This window comes from Mycobacteroides salmoniphilum (genome assembly GCF_004924335.1).
Lineage (GTDB): Bacteria > Actinomycetota > Actinomycetes > Mycobacteriales > Mycobacteriaceae > Mycobacterium > Mycobacterium salmoniphilum.
The window spans coordinates 1157492-1183868 of the sequence record NZ_CP024633.1 but is presented as its reverse complement, the minus strand read 5'-3'; the positions used below and the strand labels follow the sequence as shown (position 1 = coordinate 1183868).

The following is a 26377-nucleotide window of genomic DNA, read 5'->3' as shown; positions in this document are numbered from 1 at the left end:
GCATGCTGCCGTGGCACTTACCCACGCGATCCTGTTGTCCCTGGCCGAGCAGAACGGGTCAGGTTACGAGCTCACGAGCCGATTCGATCGCTCGATCGGGTACTTCTACAGCGCCACCCACCAGCAGATCTACCGGACTTTGCGCCGCATGGAAGACGACAGCTGGCTGCACTGTCAGGTCGTCGACCAAGAAGGGCGACCGGCCAAGAAGGTCTACACCGTTGCCGAGCTCGGCTATCGCGAGTTATCCCGATGGGTCAACAGCGCCGAGGGCACCGATATGCGCGATCTGGCCCTCAAGATCCGCGCGGGCACCTACGGCGACATCAACATGGTGGTCGAACACATCCGCGTCCAACGCAACATCCACGCCGTCATGCTCGACAACTACCGCGAAATGGAAAAGCGCCAGTTTCCCGCTCCGAATCAGCTCACCGGCGCGGCCCTGCACCAATATCTCGTCCTACGCGGAGGTGTCCGCATGGAGGAGGGCTTCACCGATTGGTGCGACGAAATGATCACTTCCTTGTCCCCAGCCCGGACTGAAAGCGAGAATCATGAGTAATCCATATCCAACCCTGCTGTCCCCCTTGGATCTTGGCTTCACCACGCTCAAGAACCGAGTCGTCATGGGATCCATGCATGCCGGCCTGGAGGACTTTCCCTGGGACACCCCGGCATTGGCCGCTTACTTCGCCGAGCGCGCCAAGGGCGGGGTAGGCATGATCATCACCGGCGGATACGCCATCAACCGCACTGCCTGGCTCAAGCCCCTCGCCGGAAAACTGACCACATCCCTTGAGGCGTACCGGCATCGCATCGTCACGAACGCCGTGCACAAAAATGGCGGCAAGATCATCGTGCAGCTGCTACATGCGGGACGCTATGGGTACCACCCGTTTTCGGTGAGTGCCTCGGCCAAGAAGTCCCCGATCACCCCCTTCAAGCCGCGCAAGCTCAGCACCAAGGGTGTGTGGCAGACCATCGACGACTGGGCCCACAGCGCCAAGATGGCCAAGAAGGCGGGCTACGACGGTGTCGAAATCATGGGCAGCGAAGGTTATTTCATCAACCAGTTTCTCGCGCCGTACACCAACAACCGCTCCGACGAATTCGGCGGCAGCCCGGAGAACCGACGCAGATTGCCCGTCGAGGTGGTCAAGGCGGTTCGCGAGGCCGTGGGCCCCGACTTCATCATCTGCTACCGGCTCTCCATGGCCGATTACGTGCCCGACGGCCAGACCTGGGACGAGATCGTGGCCCTGGCCAAGGAAATCGAGGCGGCCGGCGCGACGATCATCAACACCGGAATCGGCTGGCATGAGGCGCGCGTACCCACCATCGTCACCTCGGTGCCGCAGAACGCCTTCGTCGATCTGTCCAACAAGATCGCCCAAGAAGTCCGCATCCCGGTGATGGCATCCAACCGGATCAACATGCCGCAATCGGGCGAACAGATCCTCAACGACGGCCAGGTCCAGCTGATTTCGATGGCCCGTCCGCTGCTGGCCGACCCGGACTGGGTGAACAAGGCCTCAGCGGATCACGCCGATGAGATCAACACCTGCATCGCGTGCAACCAGGCTTGCCTGGACCACTCGTTCGTGAACAAAAAGGCCAGCTGCCTGCTCAACCCTCGGGCCGGGCACGAGACGACGCTCCAACTGCTCCCGACCCGGCATACCAAGAAAATCGCCGTCGTCGGTGCCGGACCTGCCGGACTGTCGGCGGCCGTCACCGCGGCACAGCGCGGGCACAAGGTGGTGCTGTTCGAGGCCAACGCCGAGATCGGCGGCCAGTTCGATATGGCACGCAGAATCCCCGGCAAGGAGGAGTTCAACGAGACCATTCGGTACTACACCACGATGCTCAAGAAGCACAGCGTCACAGTGCTTTTGAACAAGAAGGTGGACGCGCAGGAACTGATCGACGGCAAGTTCGACCACGTCATCCTGGCCACCGGCGTCAAGCCCCGGGTGCCCGCCATCCCCGGTATCGACCACCCGATGGTGCTGTCCTACCCGGATGTCATCAAGGGCGGTAAGCCCGTCGGTAAGCGCGTGGCCGTCGTGGGCGCCGGAGGCATCGGCTTCGACGTGTCGGAGTTCTTGATCATCGACGAGTCACCGACACTCAACCTCAAGGAATGGCGCGCCGAGTGGGGCATCTCCGAGGATCACGAGTCCCGGGGTTCGCTCACCAAACCCATTCCCGCTCCGCCGGTTCGGGAGGTCTACCTGTGCCAACGCAAGAAGGGCTCACTCGGCAAGGGGCTCGGCAAGACCACGGGCTGGGTGCATCGCGCATCGTTGAAGGCCAAGAAGGTCACGGAGCTGGCGGGCGTCAACTACGAAAAGATCGATGACGCCGGGCTGCACATCACCTTCGGCGAGGAGCGCAAGGACCCGCGAGTGCTCGAGGTCGACAACGTGGTGATCTGTGCCGGCCAGGAGTCGGTGCGCGATCTCGACGACGTGCTCAAGGAGGCGGGCATCAGTGCCCATGTGATCGGTGGTGCGGCACTGGCCGGCGAGCTCGATGCCAAGCGCGCCATCAGGCAGGGCACCGAGCTCGCCGCCAAGCTGTAACTGCTTGGTCGGCTACCGATACCCGTTACACCAACGGTGCGGATGCATCTGGCGACACGTCCTCCAGACATGGCTCGGGTCCGCCGGCGTGCTGCTGGGCGGTGCGTCGGTTGTGGGCGTGATCGCCGGGACCGGGACGTAGGTCGTTGCCGTAACCGTCTCCGTAACAGTCTCCGTCGGCGCAGCTGATGGGGACGGCGACACCGAAGGCGTCGTCGTCGAGGTGATAGGGACGAGTGGCGGCGTCGTTGCTTTCTGCGGACCAAGAAGCAGAAAGCCCAGAGCAATCAGCACGGCCACACCGGCAGCCACGGTCACGCCGATGATCCACACCTGCCGAGCATGACCACCGGACTGTGGGACAACCGGAATCAATCGGGTGGGGTCCTCTCCGGCATCACCCGACATTCCCCAGGCCCGCATCGTCTCTTCGGTATTGGCGGGCTCGCGTGGCGGCATTCCGTCGGCACCTCCGTGGCTGTCATCGCTCGATCACATACCGAGCCGATGGCGCCGGATGCCCGCGATGGTAGCGAGCGAATCTGAAGTACCGCTGGGATGCAGCTGCCAAATACTTGGGCGCCGTGCGGGCGAGTTACCGCGGCGGCGCGCCGGTCGGGCTTTCCAACTTCCCGTCTCCCACCCCGACACCCGGTTTCACTCCACCCGGCACCGCGACGCCATCCACACCGGCCGAAATCCTGGGACCACGTGACGGGCCCGACATCAGCACCGGTAGTTGAGTACCGCGCGACGGTCGCAGCGCGGGCAGCTGACCGGGCACAAAGACCGGGTTGTAGGGCGCCGGGTTCGGCGGCGGCGGTGCCGCCGTGGCGGGCACGGCGAGACCGACCGCAAGTCCCACGACAATCGTTACTACACAAAGTGTTCTGATCACGGTATTGCTCCTTCGGTCATGCCGCGAGGGTCCTCCAACTGCCCGGCGGTCATCCCGGCACCGATGCGGGCGGTGTACCCGGAATCGACGCCGGCGGAGATCCGAGCTCCGCGCGGCGATGCCGGGGACAATCCGAAGGGTGGCTGTGAGGCAGTGGCCGCATAGTTGGGCGTCCCACCGGGTACTGCCACGGGTACGGCAGGCATCGGGTTAACCGGCGGCGGGTCCGCCAGGGCCACCGGCGCCGCACCTAGCGAGCACATCAAGATCGTTGCGGCACAGACGAATTTCATCATCAGATCTTGATCGGGTCGCCGTAGATCGCGAACTCGGTGTGGCCGGTCTCGGTCGATGCGCGCAACGATGCGAACGAACGGATCGTCACATCGCCACCGCAGGCGTCGGCCTTTACGTGCACGTTGTCCAAGTCCAGCGCACCCGTACCACCATGAGAGAGCACCATATTGGCCATCGGCAGGTTGACGATGACGCCCGGCTGCACCACGGTCTGCACAAATCCGCTGACGCCCGCACTACCACCGACTCCTACCGACGGCGTGGGCGCCACCCCAAGGCTTACCGACGGCGCGATACCTGCTGACCCGCCCAGCTGCAATCCCGAGGACACATCGGACTGGCAACCGAGCTGATATCCGATGACGAAGAGGCTGTCGGTGATGGGGTTGGTGCCGCCGGTCGCGGTCGCGGTGCCCGAGAGGGTGATGAATGCCTCGCGCGAGTTGGTTGCCGACGCCAGATTGGGCACCGGGTTAACGCGTTCATTCTCGAGCCGAATCTGCAGCTGCCAGCCATCCCGAGTAGTCCGCGAATACGACTGTGGCGCCATTTCTCTCGGCTCTGCGGTAGCCGGGACGGCTGCCAGGAGCCCAAGCATGGCAACGATCAAACTTGTCGCTATGAGTCGGGCAATCACGCACATCACGATGCCCAAACCGAACACCGGAGTTAACCCAGCGCCATCCAGTCAGTCAGGTGCGGACAGAGACCGTCAACTTACCGGTACCCCTCGCAATCCCGGCGCGGGTGCAACTCGTGGCACAGCCGCCCCTCCTCCGGACGCGTCGGCACCACCTCAGGCGGCGCTACCGGCGCGGGCGTCTCCACCACCACCGTGGTTTCGATGACGGTACTGATCACCGTCTGGGGCGGCGGCGCTACCGGCACCAAACTACTTGGCGCAGAAGGATGTTCGGTTGTCGACGTCGCCGGGGCCGGTGTCGCCGGCTCCTCGGCCTTGTCGACCTCCAGCAGGGCTAGGACCAGCGCCACCGCAATGGCCACGCCCGCAACCGCGCAGACGATCCACACCCAGCGCCATGAGCGATTACCGACGGAAATCTCGGAATCATCCGCCTCGGAGTATGCGGACGCGGGCGGATCCAATGGCCGCTGGGTCGTCGGCGGCATCGACTCCTCGTCGGGCGGGTTACTGGTCATCAGGGCACGAGGCTACCGCCATCAGCGGCAGCCCACAGCCGAAATCCACACCTGCCCTACGCGGCGGACGGCCGCCGCGAGTACGTCGTGGTGCGTTCCACCGCGGGCCGTCCGATGCCTTCGGCGATCTCCTCCAGTTCGGCAATGGTCTTGGCGGATCCGTGTTCGGAGCCGGCCATCCGGGAGATGGTCTCCTCCATGAGGGTGCCGCCGAGATCATTGGCGCCGCCTTCGAGCATGGCCCGCGTGCCATCGATACCGAGCTTGACCCAGCTGGTCTGGATGTTGTGGATACGCCCGTGCAACATGATGCGCGCCAGCGCGTGCACCGCGCGATTGTCCCGGTTGGTCGGCCCGGGGCGCGCGGCACCCGCCAGGTACAGCGGGGCGCTCTGGTGCACGAACGGCAGCGGTACAAACTCGGTGAACCCGCCTGTGCGGTCCTGAATTCCGGCGAGGACCCGCAGATGTCCCACCCAGTGCTTGGGCGTATCGACGTGCCCGTACATCATGGTTGAGCTGGAGCGCAGCCCCACCTCGTGTGCGGTGCTGATGACATCGATCCATTCGGATGCCGGCAGCTTGCCCTTGGTGAGCACCCACCGAATCTCGTCGTCGAGGATCTCGGCAGCGGTGCCCGGGATGGTGTCCAGACCCGCGGCACGCAGCTCGGTCAACCATTCGCGGACGCTCTGACCGCCCTTGGAGGCGCCATTGACGATCTCCATCGGGCTGAAGGCGTGCACGTGCATGCTGGGCACCCGCTTCTTGATGGCGCGCACGAGATCCGCGTACCCGGTTGCGGGCAGCTCCGGGTCAATACCGCCCTGCATGCAGACCTCGGTGGCACCGGCGACATATGCCTCCCACGCCCGGTCACCCACCTCCTCGGCCGACAGTGAGAAGGCATCGGCATCGCCCTTGCGCTGCGCGAAGGCGCAGAAACGGCAGCCCGTGTAGCAGATGTTGGTGAAGTTGATGTTCCGGTTCACCACATACGTGACGTCATCGCCGACCACATCCGCACGGATCGAATCAGCCAGTGCGGCAAGGGCCTCCATCGCGGGCCCCTCGGCGGTCGCCAGCGCTAGATACTCGTCGTCGCTGCATCCGGCCGGATCCCGCTCGGCAGAGCGCAGAGCCGCCAACACGTCGGAGCTCACCTTCTCCGGAGCCCGCGCGTTCAGTTCACGAACATGCTCGCGGATGGACTCCCAATCCCCGAAGGCGCTCGCCAGATCGCTACGGGTATCGGTGTTACGGCCCTCCGAGTCGATCGCCGCGTGCAGATCTACCCGGCCGGTCGACTCCCACGTCTCGTCGGGCTCCTGCCAGGGCGATCCGGTCGGCGAAACATCCAGGGCAAAACCGGTCTCCGGGTCGGCCAGGGCCTCCACATGCCCACGCACCCGTGGATCGATCCACGCAGACCCGGCCTGCACGTACTGCGGTTGCGCCGTGAGGCGTTGCACCAGCTCATATCCGGCCTCGGCAGTCACCGACGCCAAATCGTCCACATTGGGCCATGGCCGTTCGGGATTCACGTGATCGGGGGTCAGCGGCGACACCCCGCCCCAGTCATCCACACCGGCGCCGATCAGGGCCAAGCACTCGCTGCGCGACACCAGGTTTGGCGGCGCCTGCACCCGCATCTTGGGGCCCAGCACCAGACGCGTCACCGCGATCGTCGCCAAGAATTCGTCGATGTCGGCATCCGGCGCCGCCTTCATAGCGGTATCCGATTTGGCACGGAAGTTCTGCACGATTACTTCCTGGACGTGCCCGAATTCCTTGTGCACCTTGCGGATCGCGTGAATGGTCTCCGCACGCTCGGTCAGATTCTCACCGATCCCCACCAACAGACCCGTGGTGAACGGGATCGACAGCCGGCCCGCGTCCGTCAGGGTCCGCAGCCGCACGGCGGGGTCTTTGTCGGGGCTGCCGTAATGCGCCTCGCCGCGATCCTCGAACAATCGTCGCGACGTGGTTTCCAGCATCATGCCCATCGACGGCGCCACCGGCTTGAGCCGCGCCAGCTCCGACCAGCTCATCACTCCCGGATTCAGATGTGGAAGCAGACCTGTCTCCTCCAAGACCCGGATCGCCATCGCCCGCACATAGTCCAGCGTGGTGTCATAGCCGCGCTCATCGAGCCACTGCTTGGCCTCCGGCCAGCGGTCCTCGGGCCTGTCCCCCAGCGTGAACAAGGCCTCTTTGCAACCCAATTCTGCACCGCGGCGAGCGATGTCCAGAATCTCGTCGGGCTCCAAATACATGCCCTGGCCCTGTGCCCGCAGCTTCCCCGGAACCGTCACAAACGTGCAGTAATGGCACTTGTCGCGGCACAGATGGGTGATCGGGATGAATACCTTGCGCGAATAGGAGATCGGCAGACGCCCGGTCGCGCCGAGGCGCCCGGCCGATTCCAGCCCGGCATCACGCACCCGCGCGGCGCTGGCCATCAAATCGGCGAGATCGTCTCCACGCGCGGTGAGCGCGAGCGCGGCCTCATCGACGTTCAACGTCACCCCGTCGCGCGCACGACGCAGCACCCGCCGCAGCGCCGGCGATGAGCCGCCCGCTCGCCGGGCATCCGATGCGGACGACGCCGCTTTCGGCGCGGGAAAGACAGGATTTGGCAGCGGCGTTAGGTCGTCGGGCACATTTGTACAACCGTCGGTCACCCTCAGATCATCCGCCCGTTCCAAAAGCCCGACCACTCGGGGGTTCATCAACGGGGTCACGCTGCAGAAACACCTGGGATCGCTAGGCTGATCTTCGTGAGTCTTACGAGAACCCTCAAGCAGAAACTTCCGTTTCTGCGGTATTCGTTTCTGCGTGCGGTGTTCGGTGGTTTGAACGTCATGCGCACCGGTCAGATGGGCGATGGCCGCGAAGAGGCCACCGCTGAGTACGTGATCGCGACCGCCCCGGCCGGGGATGTCGACGCCGCGATCGATGCCATCGACAATTTCGCGTACGACCAATCGATCCTGATGAATGTCGGCGACGAGAAGGGCCGGCTGCTCGATGCCGCCGTCACACGCGCCAACCCCAAGATCGCCTTGGAGCTGGGTGCGTACTGCGGCTACAGCGGCCTACGGATCGCGCGTGCGGCTCCCGGCGCCAAGTTCTTCTCCATTGAGAAGTCGGGGGCCAACGCCTCGGTGGCTCGCCGGGTATGGGCGCACGCCGGGCTGTCGGACCGCACCACCTGCCTCACCGGCACGGTTGATGACGGAACCACCCTGGACACACTGGCCAAGGACTACGGATTCACCGCGGGATGTCTGGACTTCGTGTTCATCGACCACTGGAAGGACGTCTACCTCGATGACCTACAGCGGCTGCTGGAACGGGGCTGGCTGCATCCGGGCACGATCGTCGTCGCCGATAACGTCGGATTCCCCGGCTCCCCCAAGTACCGCGCATACATGAAGGAGCAGCAGGGCAAGCTCTGGCAGACCGTCGAGCACGAGACCCATGTCGAATACCAGACCCTGGTGAAGGACCTGGTTCTCGAATCGGAGTATCTGGGATGAGCGCCTGCGCGAAGACCGTCGGCCTGGGCTAGTCGTTCGCGCGGCGCAAGACATACGCCGCGGGCAGCACGCCGAGCACCATCAGCAGCACGGGCCACAAGCCTGCGAAGACCACATCGCCGCCGGGCCCACCGAACAAGAGCACTGTCGTGGTCGCCACGAAGGCCCACAGCGGTGCACCCGCCCATCGCGACGACGGCGCCCACTGCGTAGCGCACCACACCAGCACCGCGTTGAGGACGGCGCTGATGATGAGCCCGAGTGGAACGAGAACCCCGCCGAAGCGCGTATTGAGCAGGGCAGCGCCGAGGATGGCGCTGATGATGCCGTCGACGACGAGCGCGGACAGCACGAACGCGCGCACGAAACCGTTCAGGCGTCTAGATGGGGACAGAGTCGAGCTGGGCCACGAGTGAGCCGACGACCCATTGGAAGTTGTCCAGCCGGTCTTGCCAGTGCTGCTGGTTGGGATCCTGGTCTTGATCGGGTGGCATGAATCGAGCTTACAACTCCACCCCGGCGAACAGATCGGATTCCCATCCGGTGTCGACGCCGGGCACACCTCGCACCAGGACAAAATGCTCGGTGTCCGCGATGGGCAACGCGATCATGTTCGACAGCGCCAGCGAGGTCCCGTCCTCGGAGACCGTGAGCTGGGTGGCGTGCGCGCGCAGCGCCGCCGCCTTGGCGCCGTGGTAGGCCGATACGTCGATGGCGGCGCTGATCTGCTCGTCGGCAAAGGTGGGTATGAGATCGATGGGCGCCGGTTCACATCCCGGCGGGAGCTGCGTCATGGCCGCGAGTCCCGCGCTGAGTGCACTGGTCGCGATGACGGTCCAGTACAGCTTGGCCACCTTCCAGGAAGCCTTCTCCACGGCAGCGGTGGTCACCGTGTGTGCCTGGATGTGATCAGGGTGCCCGTATCCCCCGAAGGGGTCATAGGTGACGACGACATGCGGGCGGTGTTCGTCAATCAGCTCGGCCAACACCGCCGCCGCGTCGTCCACATTGGCGCCCGCGAACGCCCGAGGGTGCAGCGGCCCGGTGTCGGCCATGCCGGAGTCACGCCAGTGCCCCGCACCGCCGAGGAAGGTGGGCCGATCGACGCCCAGGTGACTTAGCGCACTGGATAATTCGGCGATCCGGTATCCACCGAGCTGATCGGCGTGATCAACGGCGAGCTGTTCCCAGCGATCGCCGATCACCTCGCCTTCCTCCCCGAGCGTGCAGGTGACAACCCGGACATCGGCACCTTCGGCGGCATACCGCGCGATGGTTCCTCCGGTCGTGAGAGATTCATCGTCGGGGTGAGCGTGGACCAGCATGAGTCGTCGGGTCATGGGCGCGTTTTCTTCCACTCTCCTGCCGTGGCGACGATACCCACCGGCACCGCGCCGGCCAGCTCGACGTTCCTCACGCTGGGTCCGGCCGCGGCGATGGTGGTGTCCTGCATGATCGGCAAAACTGTTGCCATCTTCCACAATTGGGGCTCGGCCTGATCGACGACCTTGCCCACATCGGCCTGTCCGGTCAACGCCGCGTCGATGCTGGCCTGCAGTCCCTCATCGCATAACCCGGTGAGATTGCTTGGGGCACGGACGGATTCTTCCCTCGACGGCGGCGAGGGCGTATTGCTCGCCGGCGGCGGAGGGGGTGTGGTGGTGCGGGTATCGGGCACCCTGCCCGCTTGCAGTGCCGGGCAGCCATACCGGGAGGCCAGCACGGTGGCCAGATCACCGCCGGACTGATGCCAGCCGACGATGGCGTCCACGCGACCGTCCGGAATCGCCTGGCCATACAGCGTGGGTGGATCGAGCGCGGCGACGGTGGCTCGCACCCCCGCATTGCGCAGTTGGTCGGCGGCGGTGTTGGCGACGGCCACCGAAGTCGGATCGTTGGAGGCCGCGCCGATGACCAGACTTAGTGGCTCGCCGTCCCGGGTGATCTGCGGTGGACCCGCCGGCGCACCGGGCGATGGCGTCACCTCGACGGCCTCATACCCGGCCTCCGTGAACAACGCGAGGGCCGCGTCTCGGGTGAGAGCGGTGGGCGCGGTGGGCTTGTATCCGGGATCCGACGGAGAACGCACCTGCGCCGCGGCCAGGGTGACGGCGTTGTCGTTGCCCGCGGCCACCGCCGCCAGCAGCCCGACATCGAGCAGCCCGAGCAGTCCGCGACGCACCTTGGAATCGCTGAGCGCCGGCTGCCTGGCACGCAGGGTCAGCTGCAGGGTGCGTGGTGCGACAATGCGCGCGGTGCGCACCCCGGGAATGTTGGACAGCTGAGCGAAGGTCACCGCGCTGCCATGCACCTGAGCCACCTGGGTGTCCCCATTGCGAATGGAGTCCGCCAGCACCGTGGGGACGCCCGCACGACGGAACAGGATCTCGTCGGGAACCGCGGGTGTCGCCCAGTACCGGTCGTTGCGTGCCAGCAGAATCTCGTCACGCTGGGGGTCAATCGCGTCGACCCGGAAACGCCCCCCGGAGGCAGGCATCGACTTGATCAGCCCGGAGGCGAACCCACCGGGGATGTCCTTCACGATGTGCGCGGGCAGCAGGTCGGTGAACAGCTCGCGCCACGCCGGGTACTTGTGGTCAAACGTGACGACCACGCGCTTACCGCCATCACGGGACTGCACATCGGTGATGCTTCCGTAGCCCGCCGGGTCGACGGTCCCGGGCTGAATGAGCATCTGTTGCCACAGGTACGAGAAGTCATCGGCGCCGATAGGTGCGTTATCGGTCCACTGCGCCTCGGGACGGATCGTGTAGGTGACGGTGAAGGGTTCCTGGCTGGTCTCCTCGGCGGAAACCAGCAGGGTCGGGTCCAGCTCCCAGCGCGAGCCGGTGGTGGTCGCCGAGTCGGGTATCGGCCGGAACGCGCTGGGCAGCACCAGCGAGCTGATCGCGGAGTTCACCGGCGACTGATCGGACAGCAAGTGCGGGTTGAACCCGGCACCGATCGAGTCGATCCCGACCACGATCTGCTCTTTCCTGGGCGGTGGCGGCGTCGTCGAGCTGGTCGTCTCGCTGCCCTGCACGGCCGGGGGCGCGCTGACGGAGCACCCGGCCAGAAGCACCACACCAAGCACTGCGCACAGACGAAGGCGCGGGATCTCGGTAGGCATGAGGACCAACCTTAGTTACCCGTCACGGGCACCTGCGCCCCAACTGGTTATGGCGTCACGATGGCAAAGTTGGGATCGGGCTGATCAAGCACCGCCACCAGCCGCGCGAACCCGCTGACATCGCCGTCGACGGTGATGTCGCCCGAGCCGAAGGCCTGTGCCGGATCGCCGCCGCCGAGCAGCACCGTGATCAAGGCGGGTCGGGTAAGAGTGAAGGTGACATCGGCAGACGGCAGCGATGTCCCGGACGGCCGGGGATAGTGCACCAGCACGCCGTTTCGTAGCTCGAGCCGGTCGACCCGACCCTCGTCGGTGAAGTGCCAATCGCTGACGAACCGATCGTTCCAGGCCTTCGGCCCGTTGACCCGCAGCGCCAGCGCATCGAATACCTGGTCGATGGTCAGCGCCGCGAGCATGGTCGGCGAGTCGGTCGCGATCGGGGTTCCGACACTGCCATGCCGTAATTCATGGGCGCCCATCAAGTAGAAATTGCGCCAGGTGGCGTTTTCCGAGCCATATCCGAGTTGTTCGAAACAGCTGGCCTGCAAGTCTTTTGCCTCATCGTTCGTGGGGTCGGCGAAGATCACATAGTTGACCACCTGCGCCACCCAACGGTAGTCGCCGTCGTCGAATGCCTTGCGCGCCTTGCGCAACACTTCCTGCGCACCCCCCATGAACTCCACGTGCCGCTGCGCGCCGGCCACCGGAGGGTGTTCCCACAGGTGCGCGGGATTGCCGTCGAACCAGCCCATGTAACGCTGGTAGATGGCCTTGACGTTGTGGCTGACCGAGCCGTAGTAGCCGCGCGTATGCCACGCATGCGCAATCGCGGGCGGCAGCTGCATGGTCTCGGCGATCTCCGAACCCACCTGCCCCTGGTTCAGCCGTCGCAGGGTCTGGTCATGCAGGTAGGCATACAGATCACGTTGCAGAGACAGGTATTCCACCAGCCTCTCGGTGCCCCAGGTCGGCCAATGGTGCGATGCGAACACCACATCGGAGTCGTACCCGAACAGGTTGATGGCCTCGGTGATGTACTGCGACCACACATGCGGGTCGCGTACCAGCGCGCCACGCAATGTCAGCAGGTTGTGCAGGGTGTGGGTGGCGTTCTCGGCCATGCAGAGCGCGCGGCGCTCGGGGAAGTAAAAGTTCATTTCTGCGGGCGCCTCGGTACCCGGGGTGAGCTGGAAGACCACGCGAACTCCGTCGACAGCCTCCTCCTGACCACTGTGCGTGACGTTCAGTGTTGGCGCAATCAGGGTCACAGTGCCGATCGAATTAGTTTGCCCCAGACCGGCTCCCACCTGCCCGAGCGGCCCCCTGGGCAGCACCGCGCCATACATGTAGACCGCGCGGCGAGTCATCGCGGTGCCGGCGTAGACGTTCTCGGCGACGGCATGCTCCAGGAAGCCGGCGGGTGCGATCACGGAACAGCGCCCCGCCATCACCTCCTCATTCGTGATAACCCCGAGCGCACCGCCGAAGTGATCGACATGCGAGTGCGTGTAAATCAGCCCGGTGACCGGACGGTCGCCGCGGTGGCTGCGGTAGAGCGCGAGTCCGGCTGCGGCGGTCTCGGCAGAGATCAACGGATCGATGACGATAACGCCTGCGTCACCCTCGACGAGGGTCATGTTCGACATGTCGAGCCCACGGATCTGATAGATACCCTCAGTGACTTCGTACAACCCCTGCCTGATCACCAGCCCGCATTGCCGCCACAGGCTTGGATGCACCGATGACGGGCAACCTTCACGGAGGAACGCATAGGAGTCGTTGTCCCACACGACCTTTCCCGAGGCGTCCTTGACCACCCCGGGTTCAAGCGCGGCGATGAATCCTCGATCTGCATCTTCTTGGTCCACCGCGTTGGCAAAGGGGAGCTCCCGCTCCGCCGCCGCGTTCTGTTCGATGATGCGGGACGTGGGTTGGGTTTGATCCGGCATATCGCGATGGTACCGATCATCCCGCGATCAGCGAAGGTGAAAGCTGTTATCTCTCAGAAGACTTCATCCATCCGAGGCAACCTCTGCTACCACAGTCAGTCCAGATCCACCCGGACGGTCAGCAGCTCGGTGCCGACCGCACGGACCACCGCGCTGTTGGCCGTCGGCAACTGCTGCAGCCGCGCGCGCGCGTCATCCTCGGGCAGCAGGTGTGCGGTCCCGGTGCGCCACTGGTCGCGGATGCGCAGCCGCACCGCGGGGTTTGCCTTGATGTTGCGCACGTAGTCGGAGTGCTCGCCGTGCTCGGAGACCAGCCAGAACTGACTGCCGACCAGGCGTCCGCCTATCGCGGTGCGGCGCGGTTGTCCCGACGTGCGACCCGTGGTTTCCAGCTGCACGACCGGCAGCCGTCGCCCTACCGGATTGACGAGGTACCGCTGCGCGTTGTGAACCACCAGCCGCTTGATGGAGTTGAAATCGGCCACGCCGTGCAGTCTGCCCCGATTCCACCGGCGGCGCGAGAGCGGGCCGGCCAAACCTAGCTGTTGTTGGCCGCTGCCTTCGCGCGTGAGCGATTGCGTGCACGGGTGTTGGCATCCAGGTCGACCTTGCGTACGCGCACGATCTCCGGTGTCACCTCGACACATTCGTCGCCCGCGCAGAACTCCATAGCCTTCTCAAGGTCGAGTTCCATCGGCCTGGCGAGAGTCTCGAAGACATCGGCCGTCGCGGACCGCATGTTGGTCAGCTTCTTCTCACGGGTGACGTTGACGTCAAGGTCCTCGGCCCGCGGGTTGATCCCGACAACCTGGCCCTCATAGGTTGAGTCACCCGGCTCCACGAAGAACTGCCCGCGATCGGACAGCTGGGTCATCGCGAACGGGGTAACGGTGCCGGTGCGGTCCGACACGAGTGAGCCGGTGTGCCGTGCGCGGATCTCGCCGGCCCAGGGGCGGTAACCCTCGAAGACGGCGTTCGCGATGCCGGTGCCCCGGGTCAGTGTCAGGAAGTCGGTGCGGAAGCCGATGAGGCCACGCGACGGCACGATGAAGTCCATGCGGACCCATCCCGCGGCGTGGTTGGCCATCTCCTCCATGCGGCCCTTGCGGGCGGCCATCAGCTGGGTGACTGCCCCGACGAACTCCTCGGGACAGTCGATGGTCATGGCTTCGAACGGCTCGTGCAGCTTGCCGTCGATCTGCCGGGTGACCACCTGAGGCTTTCCGACGGTCAGTTCGAAGCCCTCACGGCGCATCTGCTCGACGAGGATGGCCAGCGCCAGCTCACCACGGCCCTGCACCTCCCAGGCGTCCGGACGGCCGATATCGACGACCTTGATCGACACGTTGCCGATGAGCTCCGAATCCAGCCTCGACTTGACCATGCGTGCGGTGAGCTTGTGTCCCGACACCTTGCCTGCCAGCGGCGAGCTGTTGGTGCCGATGGTCACCGAGATCGCGGGCTCATCGACGGTGATCCGTGGCAGCGCATGGGCGTGCTCGGGATCGGCCAGCGTGTCGCCGATCATGATCTCGGACATCCCGGCGACGGCGACGATGTCGCCGGCGACTGCTTCCTCGGTGGGACTGCGGTCGACACCCTCGGTGGCGAGCAGCTCGGTGATCTTCGAGTTGGTGATGACGGGGTGGCCGTCCACTTCGCGCATCCAGGCGATCTGCTGCCCCTTGCGGATCCGCCCGTTGTAGATGCGGATGAGCGCGAGGCGGCCCAGGAATGCCGATGCGTCGAGGTTGGTGACCAACGCCTGCAGGGGTGCCTCAGCGTCACCCTTGGGCGGCGGAATGTGCTCAAGCAGGACGTCGAAGAGCGGGTCGAGGTTGTCGCCCTCGGGGATCTCGCCGTTGGCGGGCTCGACCGTACTGGCCACACCGGCACGACCCGAGGCGTACAGCGTCGGCAGTCCGAGCGCGTCCTCGGCAGCCTTCTGCGCCTCCTCGTCCAGGTCCGAGGCGACGTCGAGCAGTAGGTCATGGCTGTCGGAGACCACCTCGGCGATGCGGGCGTCGGGCCGGTCGGTCTTGTTGACGACGAGGATCACCGGCAGGTGCGCGCCGAGAGCCTTGCGCAGCACGAATCGCGTCTGCGGCAGCGGCCCCTCGGAGGCGTCGACCAGCAGCAGCACGCCGTCGACCATCGACAGTCCGCGCTCCACCTCGCCGCCGAAGTCCGCGTGGCCGGGGGTGTCGATGACGTTGATGACCGTCATCGAGCCATCCGCATGGTGCCGGTGCACCGCGGTGTTCTTGGCCAGGATGGTGATGCCCTTTTCCTTCTCCAGATCACCGGAGTCCATCAGGCGCTCGACAGCGTCATCACCTCGGTGCGTGAGCGCACCCGATTGCTTGAGCATCGCGTCGACCAGGGTTGTCTTACCGTGGTCGACGTGCGCAACAATGGCTACGTTCCGGAAACTATGGGTCACGTCTGTCAATTCTGGCAGTGACTACCCCAGTTCACGAAACTGGCGTTATCACGTGTGACGCCCGACATAGCCCAAATACAGCCCCAGAGACATTTAAGACCCAGAAGTAGGACCCCAGTGAAGGCCAGCAAGGTCGCACGGCTCAAGCCCAAGAAGAAGTGCTGTAAGAGCAAACCACGCTGCATGAAGTGCCCTCTTGTCGTGCACAAGATGCAGAAGGCCGAGCAGCACGGACTCTCCGAAAAGGAGCTGAAAAAGCTGCTACACCGGGCGCGCGCCCACTAGCGCCGCCCGCAACGCGGGGATCCATCCCCCGTCCGCCGGGACCCATTCGACCGTGTCGAGTTCATCGGCGGTGACCCAGCGCAACGCCAGATGCTCATGTGGGTGCGGGATGCCCCCGTCCAGCCGTGCGCGGTAAGCACGCAGCACCAGGTTCCCGACGACAACATCCTCACCGAGCCGAGAATCGACTACGACCTCGATGCCGAGTTCCTCGCGCAGCTCCCGCGCGAGTGCCTGCGGCTCCGATTCGCCCTCGACGACCTTGCCTCCCGGGAGCTCCCACTGTCCGGCGAGCTCGACGGGTTTTGATCGCTGCGCGATGAGCAGCTTGTCCCCGTCGATCACCGCGCCCGCGACCACTATCGCCATGGTGGTCGACGCTATACGTTGAGTTCATGGCCCTGCTCACCGACGACCAGATCAACGCGGCGCTCTCCGGGCTTCCGGGGTGGACACGCGAGGGCGATTCCCTGCGCCGCGCCGTTACATTCGACGCCTTCCTGGACGGAATCGACGCAGTGCGCCGCATCGCCGAGCACGCGGAATCCGTCGACCACCATCCCGATATCGATATTCGATGGCGCACAGTGACGTTCGTGCTGTCCACCCACTCCGAGGGTGGCATCACCGACAAGGACGTCGCACTGGCCCAGGCGATCGACTCACAGGTCGGAAGCTAGAGACGTTCTAGAGCAGCGCGACGGTCTCAACACCATATGCAGGCCCCGCCCGCCTCTATGCGACAAATGTGCTTTAGTCCCCGCCGCACTGCCCACGTTGTCGCATAGAGCTGGGCAACGGCACCATGGTTTCCGGGAAACCGCAACGCGATCGGACGTCACAAGATCGCGGTGACATTGCCGTGCCGCATGACCCGGTCCTCACAGTGCCAGGCAACCGCGCGCGAGAGCACCAGACGTTCCACATCGGATCCCAGCCGCACCAGGTCCTCGACGGTATGAGTGTGATCGACCCGGATCACGTCCTGCTCGATGATCGGCCCCTCGTCGAGCTCCCGCGTCACGTAATGCGCTGTGGCACCGATCATTTTGACGCCACGTTCCCGCGCACGGCGATACGGCATCGCGCCGGTGAATGCGGGAAGGAACGAATGGTGGATGTTGATCAGCGGGCAGTCGATCTCGTCGAGAAACTCCGGCGAGAGGATCTGCATGTATCTGGCCAGGACCACCAGGTCGACGTTTCCCCGCAGCAGGTCCAGCTGCCTACGTTCGGCCTCCGCACGATTCTCGCGGGTAGCGGGGATGTGCACGAAGGGCAAGCCGAACGAGCGCACCTGCTCGGCGAGGTCGGGATGGTTCGAGATCACCACCACGATCGACATGTCGAGCTCGCCACGGCGGTTGCGCCACAGCAGATCCAGCAGACAGTGATCGGTACGCGACACCATGATCGCGACTCGTTTGGGCTTGGCCGCCTCGCTGAACCGGTACTGGATATCGAATTTTTCAGCGATGGCGGCGAATTCTTTCTCCATGCCCTCGCGCGCGGCGGTGAGCCCGGCACGGTGGAACACGGTGCGCTGCATGAACCAGCCGCCCTGCGGTTCCGTCGAGTACTGCGCCAGCGAAATGATGCTCGCACCGGCGTCTGCCAGGAAGGCACTCACGGCGGCGACCACGCCAATCCGGTCGGGACATTGCAGCAGTAACCTGCCGATATCCTTGGAGTGGAAGGCATCTGAAGACCCGGTAGGGTGAGCCCCTTGGGGAGATATGGGAAACATGCCCTACCTCGACGTCAGCCCGTGCATGCGCGCCAGGAACGTCAGAAATAGTCCGGCAGGCAGCAGCCGCTGCGCGGCCATGATGAGCGGAGCGTTACTGCCCTTGGCATACAAGGGCTTCGGGTTTGGATTCAATGCCACGTCGACCACCAGGCGCGCCAGATCATCGGAGGCCATGCCGTGCTGCTCCCGCGCGGCCATGGCGGCATCGACGGTCTGGAACGCATCGCGGTAGGCAGATCCCTGGGACACGATGCGGTTGCGCCGCGTTTCGATCCCGGTCGCGATGACGCCGGGTTCCACGGTGCTCACGGTGATCCCGAACGGTGCCACCTCGTGCCGCAGGCAGTCGGCCACGGTGTGCAGTGCCGACTTCGCCGAACTGTAGGTCGATCGGAACGGGACGTGCAGGGTGCCCGCCATCGACCCCACCATCACGATGGCGCCGCGGCGCCGTTCCCTCATCCCCGGCAGTACCGCCTTGGTGAGCGCAACGGGCCCAAAGACATTCGTGTTGTACAGCATCTCGAAATCATCAATGGAGATGTCTTCCAGCGCACCGATCTGACTCTCGCCGGCGTTGTTGACCAGGATGTCCACCTCGCCCGCCTGCGCGACACACTCGGCGATACTCGCCTTGTCGGTTTGATCAAGCCGCAGATATTGCACCCCGGCGATGCGGTCGGTGACGTTATCGGGATGACGACTGGTGCCGAACACGCGGTGCCCGCGCTCGACGAAGATCCGAGCCGCGCTCGCGCCGATCCCGCTGGAAGCACCGGTGACCAGGACGGTCCAATGTTCAGACATGACAGCAACGCTAGCCGGTGATTGGTACTGCGTTGCGACGTGACCTGATTCCCGTCACCGCCATCCAGCCGAGCGTCGCCATGGCAGCCGCAATGTCCACCAGCCCGGCCCAGGCCAGCGGCCACGGCCGGTCGATGCGCCAGATGTCGGGTTGGGCGAAGCTGAGCAGCCAGGGCACACCCACCAACAACAGCCCCAGCCACCCATACCCAAAGATCTTGGCGCCCAGTTTTTCTCGCCACGGTCCGTGCAGCAGCCACACCATGAACGGAACCATCCACACCCAATGGTGTGTCCACGAGATGGGTGAGATGAGCAGACCGAAGAGCTGCACCACACAGATCTGCCCCAACCTGTCGTCCACGACCCGCCAGGCGAAGAAGGCCAGCACCGCGGTCACCAGGTAGGCCGCCAACACCAGTGCTCCAGACCCCGCATCGTGTCCGAGGATCCTGGAGATACCGCCCCGCCAGGACTGGTTGAACACGGTGGCGATCGGCCCGATCCGGTCCGGCTTACCCAATAGGTCGGTGAAGTAGTACCGCCCCTGCGCCCCGACCACGGCCACGCCGACCGCCACAGTCAAGACAAAAACCACGCCTGCCCACAGGGCGGTCACCCACCGACGTGCGCCCAGGAAGTAGAGCCCGGAAACCAACGGGGTCAGCTTCACCCCGCCGGCGAGCCCCACCAGTGTTCCCGAGATCCACCAGCGTGAGGAAGTCACCGCCACCAGGATCAGCAGCATCAGCAGCACGTTGATCTGCCCATAGTCGAGCGTCGAGCGCACGGGTTCGGTCCACATCGTGACGGCGGTCCACACGGCGGCCCCGCGGGCGTCGTTGAATCCGAGCAACCGCTGACTCAGCCGAACCACCACGTACAGCGCGGCAATGGTGCCCAGAATCCAACACAGGCCGAGCAGGGTGAACGGCAGCAGGTGCAGCGGCCAGAACACCACGGCCGCGAACGGCGGATAGGTGAAGGGCAGCGGGAAGTCGGGGGTCTTGTCCGGATACGTGAACTCATAGAGATTGCCGTGCCCCAGAGTGGCAGGACCGCTGACGTATACATGCAGGTCCACAAGGTCGGCGCCATGCGGAGTCAGGTAAGCCCAGGCGATGCGCACCGCGACGCTCAGCACGAGCAGCCACGGGCCCCATTCCCGGACACGCCGCCACGCCGCCGCGCCGCGTGTCGGCACCAGCGGCTTTGCATCCGCCCTGGTCGGCTCGGTACTCATCGGGGTTTCGATAACCTCACTCACTCGTTTTGGTAACGGTTCCATCTACGTCACACGCGTCACTTGAGTAACACGCGTAACGGATTACCTTGGGTTTTAACACCGGCAATCAGGTCTAGCGAAACAGCATTGGAGTTCAATATGTCACGGTTTATGTCCCGGCTCCCCAACGTCTTCGTGGGCGCGTCGATCGCGGCCTTCGCGTCAGCCGGCCTGGCACTGGGCATGGCGTCGACCGCTGGCGCCGACCCTGTTCCGGGCCCCACTCCGAACCCGACCAACCCGGCCGCGCTCCTGGGCCAGGCCGCTGCGGGCTTCGGTAACGCTCCCGCAGCACCCGCCGCGATCGCCGCCCCGGCAGCACCTGCCCTACCGGCGATCACTCCGGCCGCTCCTGCGGTCGCGCCGGCTCCCGGTGTGGCTCCGGCAGCACCTGCCCTACCGGCGATCACTCCGGCCGCTCCTGCGGTCGCGCCGGCTCCCGGTGTGGCTCCGGCTGCTCCTGCCGCTCCGGCAGCACTGCCGCCGGCCGCCGCCCAGGCACTGACACCCGCTGCCGCGCAGGCACTGTCTCCGGCGTCGGTTCCCGCCACCAGCAACCTGCCCGGCGTCGGGCAGATCCCCGGCGCAGACGGTGTCACGCAGACTGTTGATCTGTGGGCCACCAACCTGCCCAAGCTGCTGCCCGCGGGCGTGCAGCAGACGCTGATTCCGCCGGCCCTGGTCAACGGAATCCCGGCTGCTGCGGCGGCTCCCGTCGCCGGGTTGCCCGCTGCCACCGCACCCGGTGTCGGCATGGTCCCGTCGGCACCGATGTTCGCAGCGCTGCCGTAGTTCACGACACAAGCAAGGCGGTCAGGGCGTTATGCCTTGGCCGCCTTTGCTTTGGCCGCAGCCTTCATTTCCTTCTTATGGGCGCGCACAAGACCGAGCGACTCTCCGTCGACGACGTCCGCAACCGACAGGTGCGTGTCCTTCTCGCCGTAGTTTCCGGCGGCCTTGCGCCAATCCTTCGGCTGAACTCCGTATTGTTTGCCCAGCAGTGCCACAAAGATCTTGGCCTTTTGCTCACCGAAACCAGGAAGCGCCTTGAGTCGCTTGAGTAGCTCGGCCCCATTCGGATCGCCCGCCTTCCAGATGTTCTCCGCGCGGCCGTCGTACTCGTCGACGATCTCATGCGCGAGTACCTGGACACGCTTGGCCATCGAACCGGGGAAGCGGTGTATCGCCGGGCGTTCGGAACATAAGGCGACGAACTTATCGGGGTCGTAGTCGGCGATCTGGTGAGCGTCGATACCGCCGATCCGGTCGGCGATCTTCTTGGGCCCCGCGAACGCGACCTCCATAGGAATCTGTTGATCGAGGAGCATCGCGATCAGAAGCGCCAACGGATTCTCCTCCAGCAACTCATCGGCGGCCGGGTCCTGCGCTAGCTGCAATTTCGCCAATGTGACATTCCTTCCTTCTGAACTTTGACAACCCGAGCGGTGCTAGGCTACGGCAACTTGGGCGACCAAGATCACAGTGTTCGGGGAGGCTGCCGCTGTCAGGCCAATTGGACGTTGATCTAGAGGCGTTGCGCAAGCTGTCGCCGGAATTACGAGAACAGGCCCACAAGCTGTGCAGCCGGGCCGCCAACCCCACCAGGGTCGAAGCCGGGGACGCCCCCTCGCTGACCGCAGTGAGACGGCTCGTCACCGAGGTCATCCCCGAATTACAGCGCATGTTTGCGGCTCGCTGCGTGAACATGGCCGACCTATCCGAGCAAGCACAGGCCCGGTTCGGGGACACCGAAGAGTACGTGCGACAGACCATCCTTTCCGCCGCATCGTTGTCGAGGCCACAATGAAGTCGGAGTACTCAGCCAGAAGGTTGCTGACCAACCACCCCGAACAGTCCATCGTGCCGTTGCGCCAGGCGATGCTCGCCGCCACCGAGCTGCAACACCGCGCCCAGGACTACAAGCATTCGATCGACAGACCCGGCGGCCTGCCCTGGGACGGTGAAACCGCCCGTGCGATCCAGGACACCGCGGCCAGCGACGAGAAGACGATCTACCTGGCCACCCAGGTACTACTCGATGACGCCCCGAAGGCCTTGGTCACGTTGGAGTTCCAGTCGATCGAGTATCGCCGCGAGGCAGTCGACCTGTACAACGAGGCCACCGACCACGGCTACACCGTGGCAGAGGACCTCACCGCCAGCTGGATCATGCAGCCCCACACCAGCGCGGAGGTCATCGAGAAGGCGAACCAGAACGCCGTGAAGTTCACACGGATGATGCGGAAGGCCTACGACAAGTGGTGGGCAGCCGAATTGGAAGCCCAGCAGCAGATCGACGCCATTTGCGATGAGCTGGGGTCTTCGTTCAATCCTTACAGCGGGCTGACCTCCGCACAGGGGAATCGGGACGGGGAGCACTTTCAGGCGCACAGCCAGCAAGACCACAGTGTGTTGAGCCGGGTCAACGCGGCATCGCTCCTGGACGATCGGCAGCTCAAGGACCTCGCCGCGGGTAAGAGCGTCACCATCCCGTCCAATCAGCTGCAGTATCTGTACGAATTCGCACAGTCCTTCGACGGCAAATCCGCCACCGAGATCGCCGCCATCAAGGCAGGACTACCCGAGGAATCGCGCGACGCGATGACGCGAGCGTTCGACCTGGTGTCCAACAATCAGGTCAAATCCGGCGTGCCCTTCACCGATGGCGCCCTGAAGAACTTCATTCCCGACGTCGGCTCCGAGCCGCGCCTGCCAGATGGCATCGTCAGCGAAACCATCCACTTGCCTCCGGTCGAGCCCACCGATGCGGAGAAGTTCCTCCGCGCGGTCAACCAGCAGTACGGGGAAGAGTCCGCGCGCAGAAGCGTCTGAGTCCGGGCCCTCGACGCCAGGCCAATCAGGTGAACACCTGACAAACCAGCGCGAGAAACCCCACGGCGGTGGCTCGGCCCTCATTACGCTCTCCCAGCACCCTGACAGGTACTCATAAGGAGTCAGCGTTGACCGCTATCGATCCTACCGAGCTCTCCGCCGAACGAGCCCTGGAAATCCAGGGCAGCGCGGAATTTCAAGAACTTCGGAAAGCATTGCGCCGCTTTGTCTTTCCCATGACTGCGTTCTTCCTCGTGTGGTATGGCCTCTATGTGGTGCTGGGTGCTTTCGCTCACGACTTCATGGCAATCAAGCTCCTCGGCAACATCAACGTCGGACTCGTGCTGGGCCTTGGCCAGTTCGTCACGACATTCGTCATCACCGGCCTCTACGTCAGATTCGCCAACCGCGAGTTGGATCCGCGGGCCGCGGCCATCCGCGCCGAGGTGGAACAGGCATGAGCACCCCATCGATACTGGCGGCCGAAACCGTCGGCGATCCGGCCACCAACATCGCGATATTCGCCGTCTTCGTCGCGGTCACCCTCTACCTCGTCATCCGCGCCAGCGGCAGCAACAAGACCGCAGAGGGATTCTTCACCGGCGGGCGCGCCTTCTCCGGTCCGCAGAACGGCATCGCCATCGCCGGGGACTACCTGTCCGCCGCCAGCTTCCTCGGCATCGCAGGAGCCATCGCGGTATACGGCTATGACGGCTTCCTGTATTCCGTCGGCTTCCTGGTGGCCTGGCTGGTGGCACTGCTCCTTGTGGCCGAATTGCTGCGCAACACAGGAAAGTTCACGATGGCCGATGTGCTGAGCTTTCGGCTCAAGCAGCGTCCCGTACGACTGGCGGCGGCCATCTCCACGTTGACGGTGTCGCTGTTCTACCTCCTGGCGCAGATGGCGGGCGCCGGAGGTTTGGTGGCGCTCCTTCTCAACATCCACAGCAGACTGGGTCAGTCGATCGTCATCGGCGTGGTTGGTGTGCTCATGATCGTCTACGTCCTGGTGGGCGGCATGAAGGGCACCACCTGGGTGCAAATCATCAAGGCGGTGTTGTTGATCACCGGTGCCGCGCTCATGACGGCCGCCGTGCTGGCCAAGTTCGGCTTCAACATCTCCGACATTCTTGGCGCGGCACAGCACGCCGTTTCTGGCAGCCACACCAAAGGTGTTGCATCACGCGATGTTCTAGCCCCCGGCGCGCAATACGGCGGTTCACTGACATCAAAGATCAACTTCCTGTCGCTCGGACTCGCGCTGGTGCTCGGCACCGCGGGACTCCCCCACGTCCTGATGCGCTTCTACACCGTGCCCACCGCCAAGGAGGCCCGCCGATCGGTGGTGTGGGCCATCGCACTGATAGGTGCCTTCTACCTGTTCACCCTGGCGCTGGGCTATGGCGCCGCGGCGCTCGTCGGACCGGATCGCATCCTGGCGGCGGCCGGTGGACAGAACTCGGCCGCACCGCTGTTGGCCTTCGAGCTCGGCGGGGTGATCCTGCTTGCGGTCATCTCGGCGGTGGCCTTCGCAACCATTCTCGCCGTGGTGGCCGGACTGACGATTACCGCGTCGGCATCATTCGCACACGACATCTACGCCTCAGTCATTAAGGGCCACAACGTCTCTGAGGCGGAACAGGTCCGGGTTTCGCGGATCACCGCGGTAATACTGGGCGTCATCGCGATCGGCCTCGGCATCTTGGCCAACGGGCAGAATGTCGCGTTCCTGGTGGCACTGGCCTTCGCGGTCGCGGCAGCGGCCAATCTGCCGACCATCCTGTACTCGCTGTACTGGGCGCGGTTCAATACCCGCGGCGCGCTGTGGAGCATGTATGGCGGGTTGATCTCGACCATCGTGCTCATCGTCTTCTCCCCCGCCGTCTCCGGCGCGAAGACGGCGATGACCCCCGGCGCCGACTTCGCCTGGTTCCCCCTGGCCAATCCCGGCATCGTGTCGATTCCCTTGGCCTTCCTGCTGGGCATCGTCGGAACGCTGACCTCGAACGACAAGGGCGATCCCGGGTTGAACGCGGAGATGGAGGTGCGTTCCCTGACGGGCATCGGCGCGGAAAAGGCGATCACCCATTGATCCCGCTGGAATGAGACGGGCCCGCCCGTGACTTACATTGGGTTGTGATTGCCCGTCTGCGCCGTTCGGCCGCGTTCATCCTGCTGGCGTTCAGCTTCTCGACGGTCATGATCGGCACCACGATGCCGACCCCGATGTACGCGCTGTACTCGCAGCAGATGCACTTTTCCGTGCTCACCACGACGGTGGTGTATGCCACCTACGCGGCGGGTGTGCTGTTCGCACTGCTGCTGTTCGGCGGCTGGTCCGACGTTCTGGGCCGTCGCCCCCTGCTGCTGACCGGTGCCGGATTCGCCATCCTCAGCTCGGTCATCTTCCTGTTTGTCGACTCGGTTCCGCTGCTGCTGATCGCGCGCATCGTCTCGGGACTGTCCGCGGGATTCTTCACCGGCGCGGCTACCGTCGCCGTCATCGAGGCAGCCCCCGAACAATGGCGGGGACGCGCGGCCGCCGTGGCCACCATCGCCAACACCGGCGGCCTTGGACTCGGGCCCCTGGTGGCCGGCATCCTCGTTCAGTACGCGCCCTGGCCCACCCATCTGGCATTCATCGTTCATATCGGACTCGTGTCCATCGCGGCAGTGGCCCTGCTCTTGGCACCGGAAACCGCACCGAGACACGGAAGACTTGGTGTGCAACGTCTTTCACTACCTCCCCAGGTCCGTGCGACATTCGCGGCCGCGGCGACAGCCGGATTCGCCGGATTCGCAGCCCTCGGATCCTTCACGGCGGTGGCCCCCGGATTCCTGTCCGGGGTGCTCGGCATCGACAACCACGCGGTCGCCGGCGCAAGTGTCTTCCTCACATTCGGATCCTCTTGTGTGGCACAAATTCTCGTCCGGCAGGTGCCCGCGGCCAAGGCGCTGATCCTAGGCTGCGCAGTCCTGCTGACCGGGATGCTGCTCGTGGTGGTGGCCCTGCACACCTCGTCACTGCCCTGGTACCTGGCCAGCGCGGTGGTGGTCGGCATCGGGCAGGGCATCAGCTTCAGCCGCGGACTGGCCTCCATCGCCGACCGCACTCCCGAGGACAACCGCGCGGAGGTGACCTCCAGCTACTTCGTCGTCGCCTACATCGGAATCGCGCTGCCGGTCATCGGCGAGGGCCTGGCCGCCCACGCGTGGGGACTACGCACCGCGGGGATCACGTTCGCGCTCGCGGTGGCCGCCCTGGCGGCACTCTGCCTGATCGCGGTCATCTGGCAAGAACGTCCGCGCCGGGCGGAATCAGCGGCGCCAGTGACCACCGGCTAATCAAGATCTGTTGCCGCTACACCCCATGAACACAGCTGCGGTGCCGAAACCATAGGTAGCACAGC

27 protein-coding genes are annotated in these 26377 nt (G+C 64.8%); 10 read left to right on the top strand and 17 right to left on the bottom strand.

What is annotated here, in order from left to right; translation table 11 throughout:
* Positions 1-10: 10 nt before the first annotated feature.
* Positions 11-565 carry a PadR family transcriptional regulator gene (locus tag DSM43276_RS05955; protein WP_078329529.1) on the top strand — a complete coding sequence of 185 codons (555 nt, stop codon included), beginning with the start codon at positions 11-13 and terminating at the stop codon, positions 563-565.
* Positions 558-2588 carry an NADPH-dependent 2,4-dienoyl-CoA reductase gene (locus tag DSM43276_RS05950; RefSeq protein WP_078329528.1) on the top strand — a complete coding sequence of 677 codons (2031 nt, stop codon included), beginning with the start codon at positions 558-560 and terminating at the stop codon, positions 2586-2588. Before DSM43276_RS05955 ends, DSM43276_RS05950 begins: the two co-directional genes overlap by 8 nt.
* Positions 2589-2600: 12 nt before the next feature.
* On the opposite strand, the gene DSM43276_RS05945 is transcribed toward DSM43276_RS05950, so the two are convergent.
* The 6 genes from DSM43276_RS05945 to DSM43276_RS05920 all read right to left on the bottom strand — a co-directional run bounded on the left by DSM43276_RS05945 (position 2601) and on the right by DSM43276_RS05920 (position 7607).
* Positions 2601-3047 (bottom strand): superantigen-like protein SSL4, encoded by a 447-nt coding sequence (locus DSM43276_RS05945; RefSeq protein ID WP_136628997.1) that lies wholly within the window; start codon positions 3045-3047, stop codon positions 2601-2603.
* Between the two features lie 136 nt (positions 3048-3183).
* Entirely contained in the window at positions 3184-3486 is a 303-nt protein-coding gene (locus DSM43276_RS05940) for a hypothetical protein (protein WP_078329526.1), read from the bottom strand.
* Positions 3483-3779 (bottom strand): hypothetical protein, encoded by a 297-nt coding sequence (locus DSM43276_RS05935; protein WP_169053041.1) that lies wholly within the window; start codon positions 3777-3779, stop codon positions 3483-3485. The genes DSM43276_RS05940 and DSM43276_RS05935 overlap by 4 nt, the downstream gene beginning before the upstream one ends.
* 2 nt (positions 3780-3781) lie before the next feature.
* Positions 3782-4420, bottom strand: coding sequence for an MspA family porin (locus DSM43276_RS05930; RefSeq protein ID WP_078329553.1), 639 nt, complete (start codon positions 4418-4420; stop codon positions 3782-3784).
* An 80-nt stretch (positions 4421-4500) separates the two neighbouring features.
* Positions 4501-4944, bottom strand: coding sequence for a hypothetical protein (locus DSM43276_RS05925; protein WP_078329524.1), 444 nt, complete (start codon positions 4942-4944; stop codon positions 4501-4503).
* Positions 4945-5000: 56 nt separating this feature from the next.
* Positions 5001-7607, bottom strand: a complete 2607-nt coding sequence (locus tag DSM43276_RS05920; RefSeq protein WP_211196712.1) for a bifunctional FO biosynthesis protein CofGH — start codon at positions 7605-7607, stop codon at positions 5001-5003.
* 117 nt (positions 7608-7724) lie between these two features.
* Between DSM43276_RS05920 and DSM43276_RS05915 the strand changes: the two genes are divergently transcribed.
* Positions 7725-8486 (top strand): O-methyltransferase, encoded by a 762-nt coding sequence (locus tag DSM43276_RS05915; protein ID WP_078329522.1) that lies wholly within the window; start codon positions 7725-7727, stop codon positions 8484-8486.
* A gap of 28 nt (positions 8487-8514) precedes the next feature.
* Here DSM43276_RS05915 and DSM43276_RS05910 read toward each other — a convergent pair whose 3' ends face one another.
* The 7 genes from DSM43276_RS05910 to DSM43276_RS05875 all read right to left on the bottom strand — a co-directional run bounded on the left by DSM43276_RS05910 (position 8515) and on the right by DSM43276_RS05875 (position 16662).
* A complete protein-coding gene (locus tag DSM43276_RS05910) occupies positions 8515-8850 on the bottom strand; it encodes a hypothetical protein (RefSeq protein WP_078329521.1) in 336 nt (111 codons plus the stop codon).
* Between the two features lie 139 nt (positions 8851-8989).
* Positions 8990-9811: an N-acetyl-1-D-myo-inositol-2-amino-2-deoxy-alpha-D-glucopyranoside deacetylase gene (gene mshB, locus DSM43276_RS05905; protein WP_078329552.1), complete on the bottom strand. Its 822-nt coding sequence runs from the start codon at positions 9809-9811 to the stop codon at positions 8990-8992.
* Positions 9812-9822: 11 nt separating this feature from the next.
* The gene (locus tag DSM43276_RS05900) at positions 9823-11616 is read right to left on the bottom strand and encodes an ABC transporter family substrate-binding protein (protein WP_078329520.1); all 1794 of its coding nucleotides are present in this window, start codon (positions 11614-11616) and stop codon (positions 9823-9825) included.
* 47 nt (positions 11617-11663) lie between these two features.
* Positions 11664-13565 (bottom strand): alkyl/aryl-sulfatase, encoded by a 1902-nt coding sequence (locus DSM43276_RS05895; RefSeq protein ID WP_078329519.1) that lies wholly within the window; start codon positions 13563-13565, stop codon positions 11664-11666.
* Between the two features lie 95 nt (positions 13566-13660).
* Complete coding sequence (locus DSM43276_RS05890; RefSeq protein WP_234803021.1) at positions 13661-14050, bottom strand: nitroreductase/quinone reductase family protein; 390 nt, start codon at positions 14048-14050, stop codon at positions 13661-13663.
* A gap of 53 nt (positions 14051-14103) precedes the next feature.
* Positions 14104-16008 carry a translational GTPase TypA gene (typA, locus tag DSM43276_RS05885; RefSeq protein ID WP_078325209.1) on the bottom strand — a complete coding sequence of 635 codons (1905 nt, stop codon included), beginning with the start codon at positions 16006-16008 and terminating at the stop codon, positions 14104-14106.
* Between the two features lie 261 nt (positions 16009-16269).
* Complete coding sequence (locus DSM43276_RS05875) at positions 16270-16662, bottom strand: (deoxy)nucleoside triphosphate pyrophosphohydrolase (RefSeq protein ID WP_078329517.1); 393 nt, start codon at positions 16660-16662, stop codon at positions 16270-16272.
* A 26-nt stretch (positions 16663-16688) separates the two neighbouring features.
* Between DSM43276_RS05875 and DSM43276_RS05870 the strand changes: the two genes are divergently transcribed.
* Entirely contained in the window at positions 16689-16973 is a 285-nt protein-coding gene (locus DSM43276_RS05870; RefSeq protein WP_078325207.1) for a 4a-hydroxytetrahydrobiopterin dehydratase, read from the top strand.
* Positions 16974-17131: 158 nt separating this feature from the next.
* Here the strand turns inward: DSM43276_RS05870 and purU are convergent, their stop codons facing one another.
* The 3 genes from purU to DSM43276_RS05855 are packed head-to-tail and all read right to left on the bottom strand — an operon-like array spanning position 17132 to position 20093.
* Entirely contained in the window at positions 17132-18031 is a 900-nt protein-coding gene (gene purU, locus DSM43276_RS05865; RefSeq protein ID WP_078329550.1) for a formyltetrahydrofolate deformylase, read from the bottom strand.
* A 12-nt stretch (positions 18032-18043) separates the two neighbouring features.
* Positions 18044-18850: an SDR family oxidoreductase gene (locus tag DSM43276_RS05860; RefSeq protein ID WP_078329516.1), complete on the bottom strand. Its 807-nt coding sequence runs from the start codon at positions 18848-18850 to the stop codon at positions 18044-18046.
* Positions 18851-18860: 10 nt separating this feature from the next.
* Entirely contained in the window at positions 18861-20093 is a 1233-nt protein-coding gene (locus tag DSM43276_RS05855) for a mannosyltransferase (protein ID WP_078329515.1), read from the bottom strand.
* A 153-nt stretch (positions 20094-20246) separates the two neighbouring features.
* On the opposite strand from DSM43276_RS05855, the gene DSM43276_RS05850 reads away from it, so the two are divergent.
* A complete protein-coding gene (locus DSM43276_RS05850; RefSeq protein WP_136629153.1) occupies positions 20247-20927 on the top strand; it encodes a hypothetical protein in 681 nt (226 codons plus the stop codon).
* 29 nt (positions 20928-20956) lie between these two features.
* On the opposite strand, the gene DSM43276_RS05845 is transcribed toward DSM43276_RS05850, so the two are convergent.
* Entirely contained in the window at positions 20957-21532 is a 576-nt protein-coding gene (locus DSM43276_RS05845; protein WP_211196755.1) for an HhH-GPD-type base excision DNA repair protein, read from the bottom strand.
* A 116-nt stretch (positions 21533-21648) separates the two neighbouring features.
* On the opposite strand from DSM43276_RS05845, the gene DSM43276_RS05840 reads away from it, so the two are divergent.
* The 5 genes from DSM43276_RS05840 to DSM43276_RS05820 all read left to right on the top strand — a co-directional run bounded on the left by DSM43276_RS05840 (position 21649) and on the right by DSM43276_RS05820 (position 26312).
* Positions 21649-21942, top strand: a complete 294-nt coding sequence (locus DSM43276_RS05840; RefSeq protein WP_078289433.1) for a hypothetical protein — start codon at positions 21649-21651, stop codon at positions 21940-21942.
* On the top strand, positions 21939-22967 hold the full coding sequence (locus DSM43276_RS05835; RefSeq protein WP_078329484.1) for a TPR repeat domain-containing protein: 1029 nt from the start codon (positions 21939-21941) through the stop codon (positions 22965-22967). The genes DSM43276_RS05840 and DSM43276_RS05835 overlap by 4 nt, the downstream gene beginning before the upstream one ends.
* Before the next feature lie 137 nt (positions 22968-23104).
* Positions 23105-23428, top strand: coding sequence for a DUF485 domain-containing protein (locus DSM43276_RS05830; protein WP_078329513.1), 324 nt, complete (start codon positions 23105-23107; stop codon positions 23426-23428).
* A complete protein-coding gene (locus DSM43276_RS05825) occupies positions 23425-25059 on the top strand; it encodes a solute symporter family protein (protein WP_078329483.1) in 1635 nt (544 codons plus the stop codon). Before DSM43276_RS05830 ends, DSM43276_RS05825 begins: the two co-directional genes overlap by 4 nt.
* A gap of 44 nt (positions 25060-25103) precedes the next feature.
* Positions 25104-26312 (top strand): MFS transporter, encoded by a 1209-nt coding sequence (locus DSM43276_RS05820; protein ID WP_078329482.1) that lies wholly within the window; start codon positions 25104-25106, stop codon positions 26310-26312.
* Positions 26313-26377: the final 65 nt, after the last annotated feature.

Excerpts from the sequence above, each read along its gene's own strand:
- DSM43276_RS05835 (WP_078329484.1), top strand. The coding sequence starts at position 21,939 with ATGAAGTCGGAGTACTCAGCCAGAAGGTTGCTGACCAACCACCCCGAA.
- DSM43276_RS05950 (WP_078329528.1), top strand. The coding sequence starts at position 558 with ATGAGTAATCCATATCCAACCCTGCTGTCCCCCTTGGATCTTGGCTTC.
- DSM43276_RS05875 (WP_078329517.1), bottom strand. The coding sequence starts at position 16,662 with ATGGCGATAGTGGTCGCGGGCGCGGTGATCGACGGGGACAAGCTGCTC.
- DSM43276_RS05900 (WP_078329520.1), bottom strand. The coding sequence starts at position 11,616 with ATGCCTACCGAGATCCCGCGCCTTCGTCTGTGCGCAGTGCTTGGTGTG.
- DSM43276_RS05870 (WP_078325207.1), top strand. The coding sequence starts at position 16,689 with ATGGCCCTGCTCACCGACGACCAGATCAACGCGGCGCTCTCCGGGCTT.
- DSM43276_RS05850 (WP_136629153.1), top strand. The coding sequence starts at position 20,247 with ATGTCCCGGCTCCCCAACGTCTTCGTGGGCGCGTCGATCGCGGCCTTC.
- DSM43276_RS05895 (WP_078329519.1), bottom strand. The coding sequence starts at position 13,565 with ATGCCGGATCAAACCCAACCCACGTCCCGCATCATCGAACAGAACGCG.
- mshB (WP_078329552.1), bottom strand. The coding sequence starts at position 9,811 with ATGCTGGTCCACGCTCACCCCGACGATGAATCTCTCACGACCGGAGGA.
- DSM43276_RS05935 (WP_169053041.1), bottom strand. The coding sequence starts at position 3,779 with ATGAAATTCGTCTGTGCCGCAACGATCTTGATGTGCTCGCTAGGTGCG.
- DSM43276_RS05925 (WP_078329524.1), bottom strand. The coding sequence starts at position 4,944 with ATGACCAGTAACCCGCCCGACGAGGAGTCGATGCCGCCGACGACCCAG.
- DSM43276_RS05945 (WP_136628997.1), bottom strand. The coding sequence starts at position 3,047 with ATGCCGCCACGCGAGCCCGCCAATACCGAAGAGACGATGCGGGCCTGG.
- DSM43276_RS05855 (WP_078329515.1), bottom strand. The coding sequence starts at position 20,093 with ATGAGTACCGAGCCGACCAGGGCGGATGCAAAGCCGCTGGTGCCGACA.
- DSM43276_RS05860 (WP_078329516.1), bottom strand. The coding sequence starts at position 18,850 with ATGTCTGAACATTGGACCGTCCTGGTCACCGGTGCTTCCAGCGGGATC.
- DSM43276_RS05825 (WP_078329483.1), top strand. The coding sequence starts at position 23,425 with ATGAGCACCCCATCGATACTGGCGGCCGAAACCGTCGGCGATCCGGCC.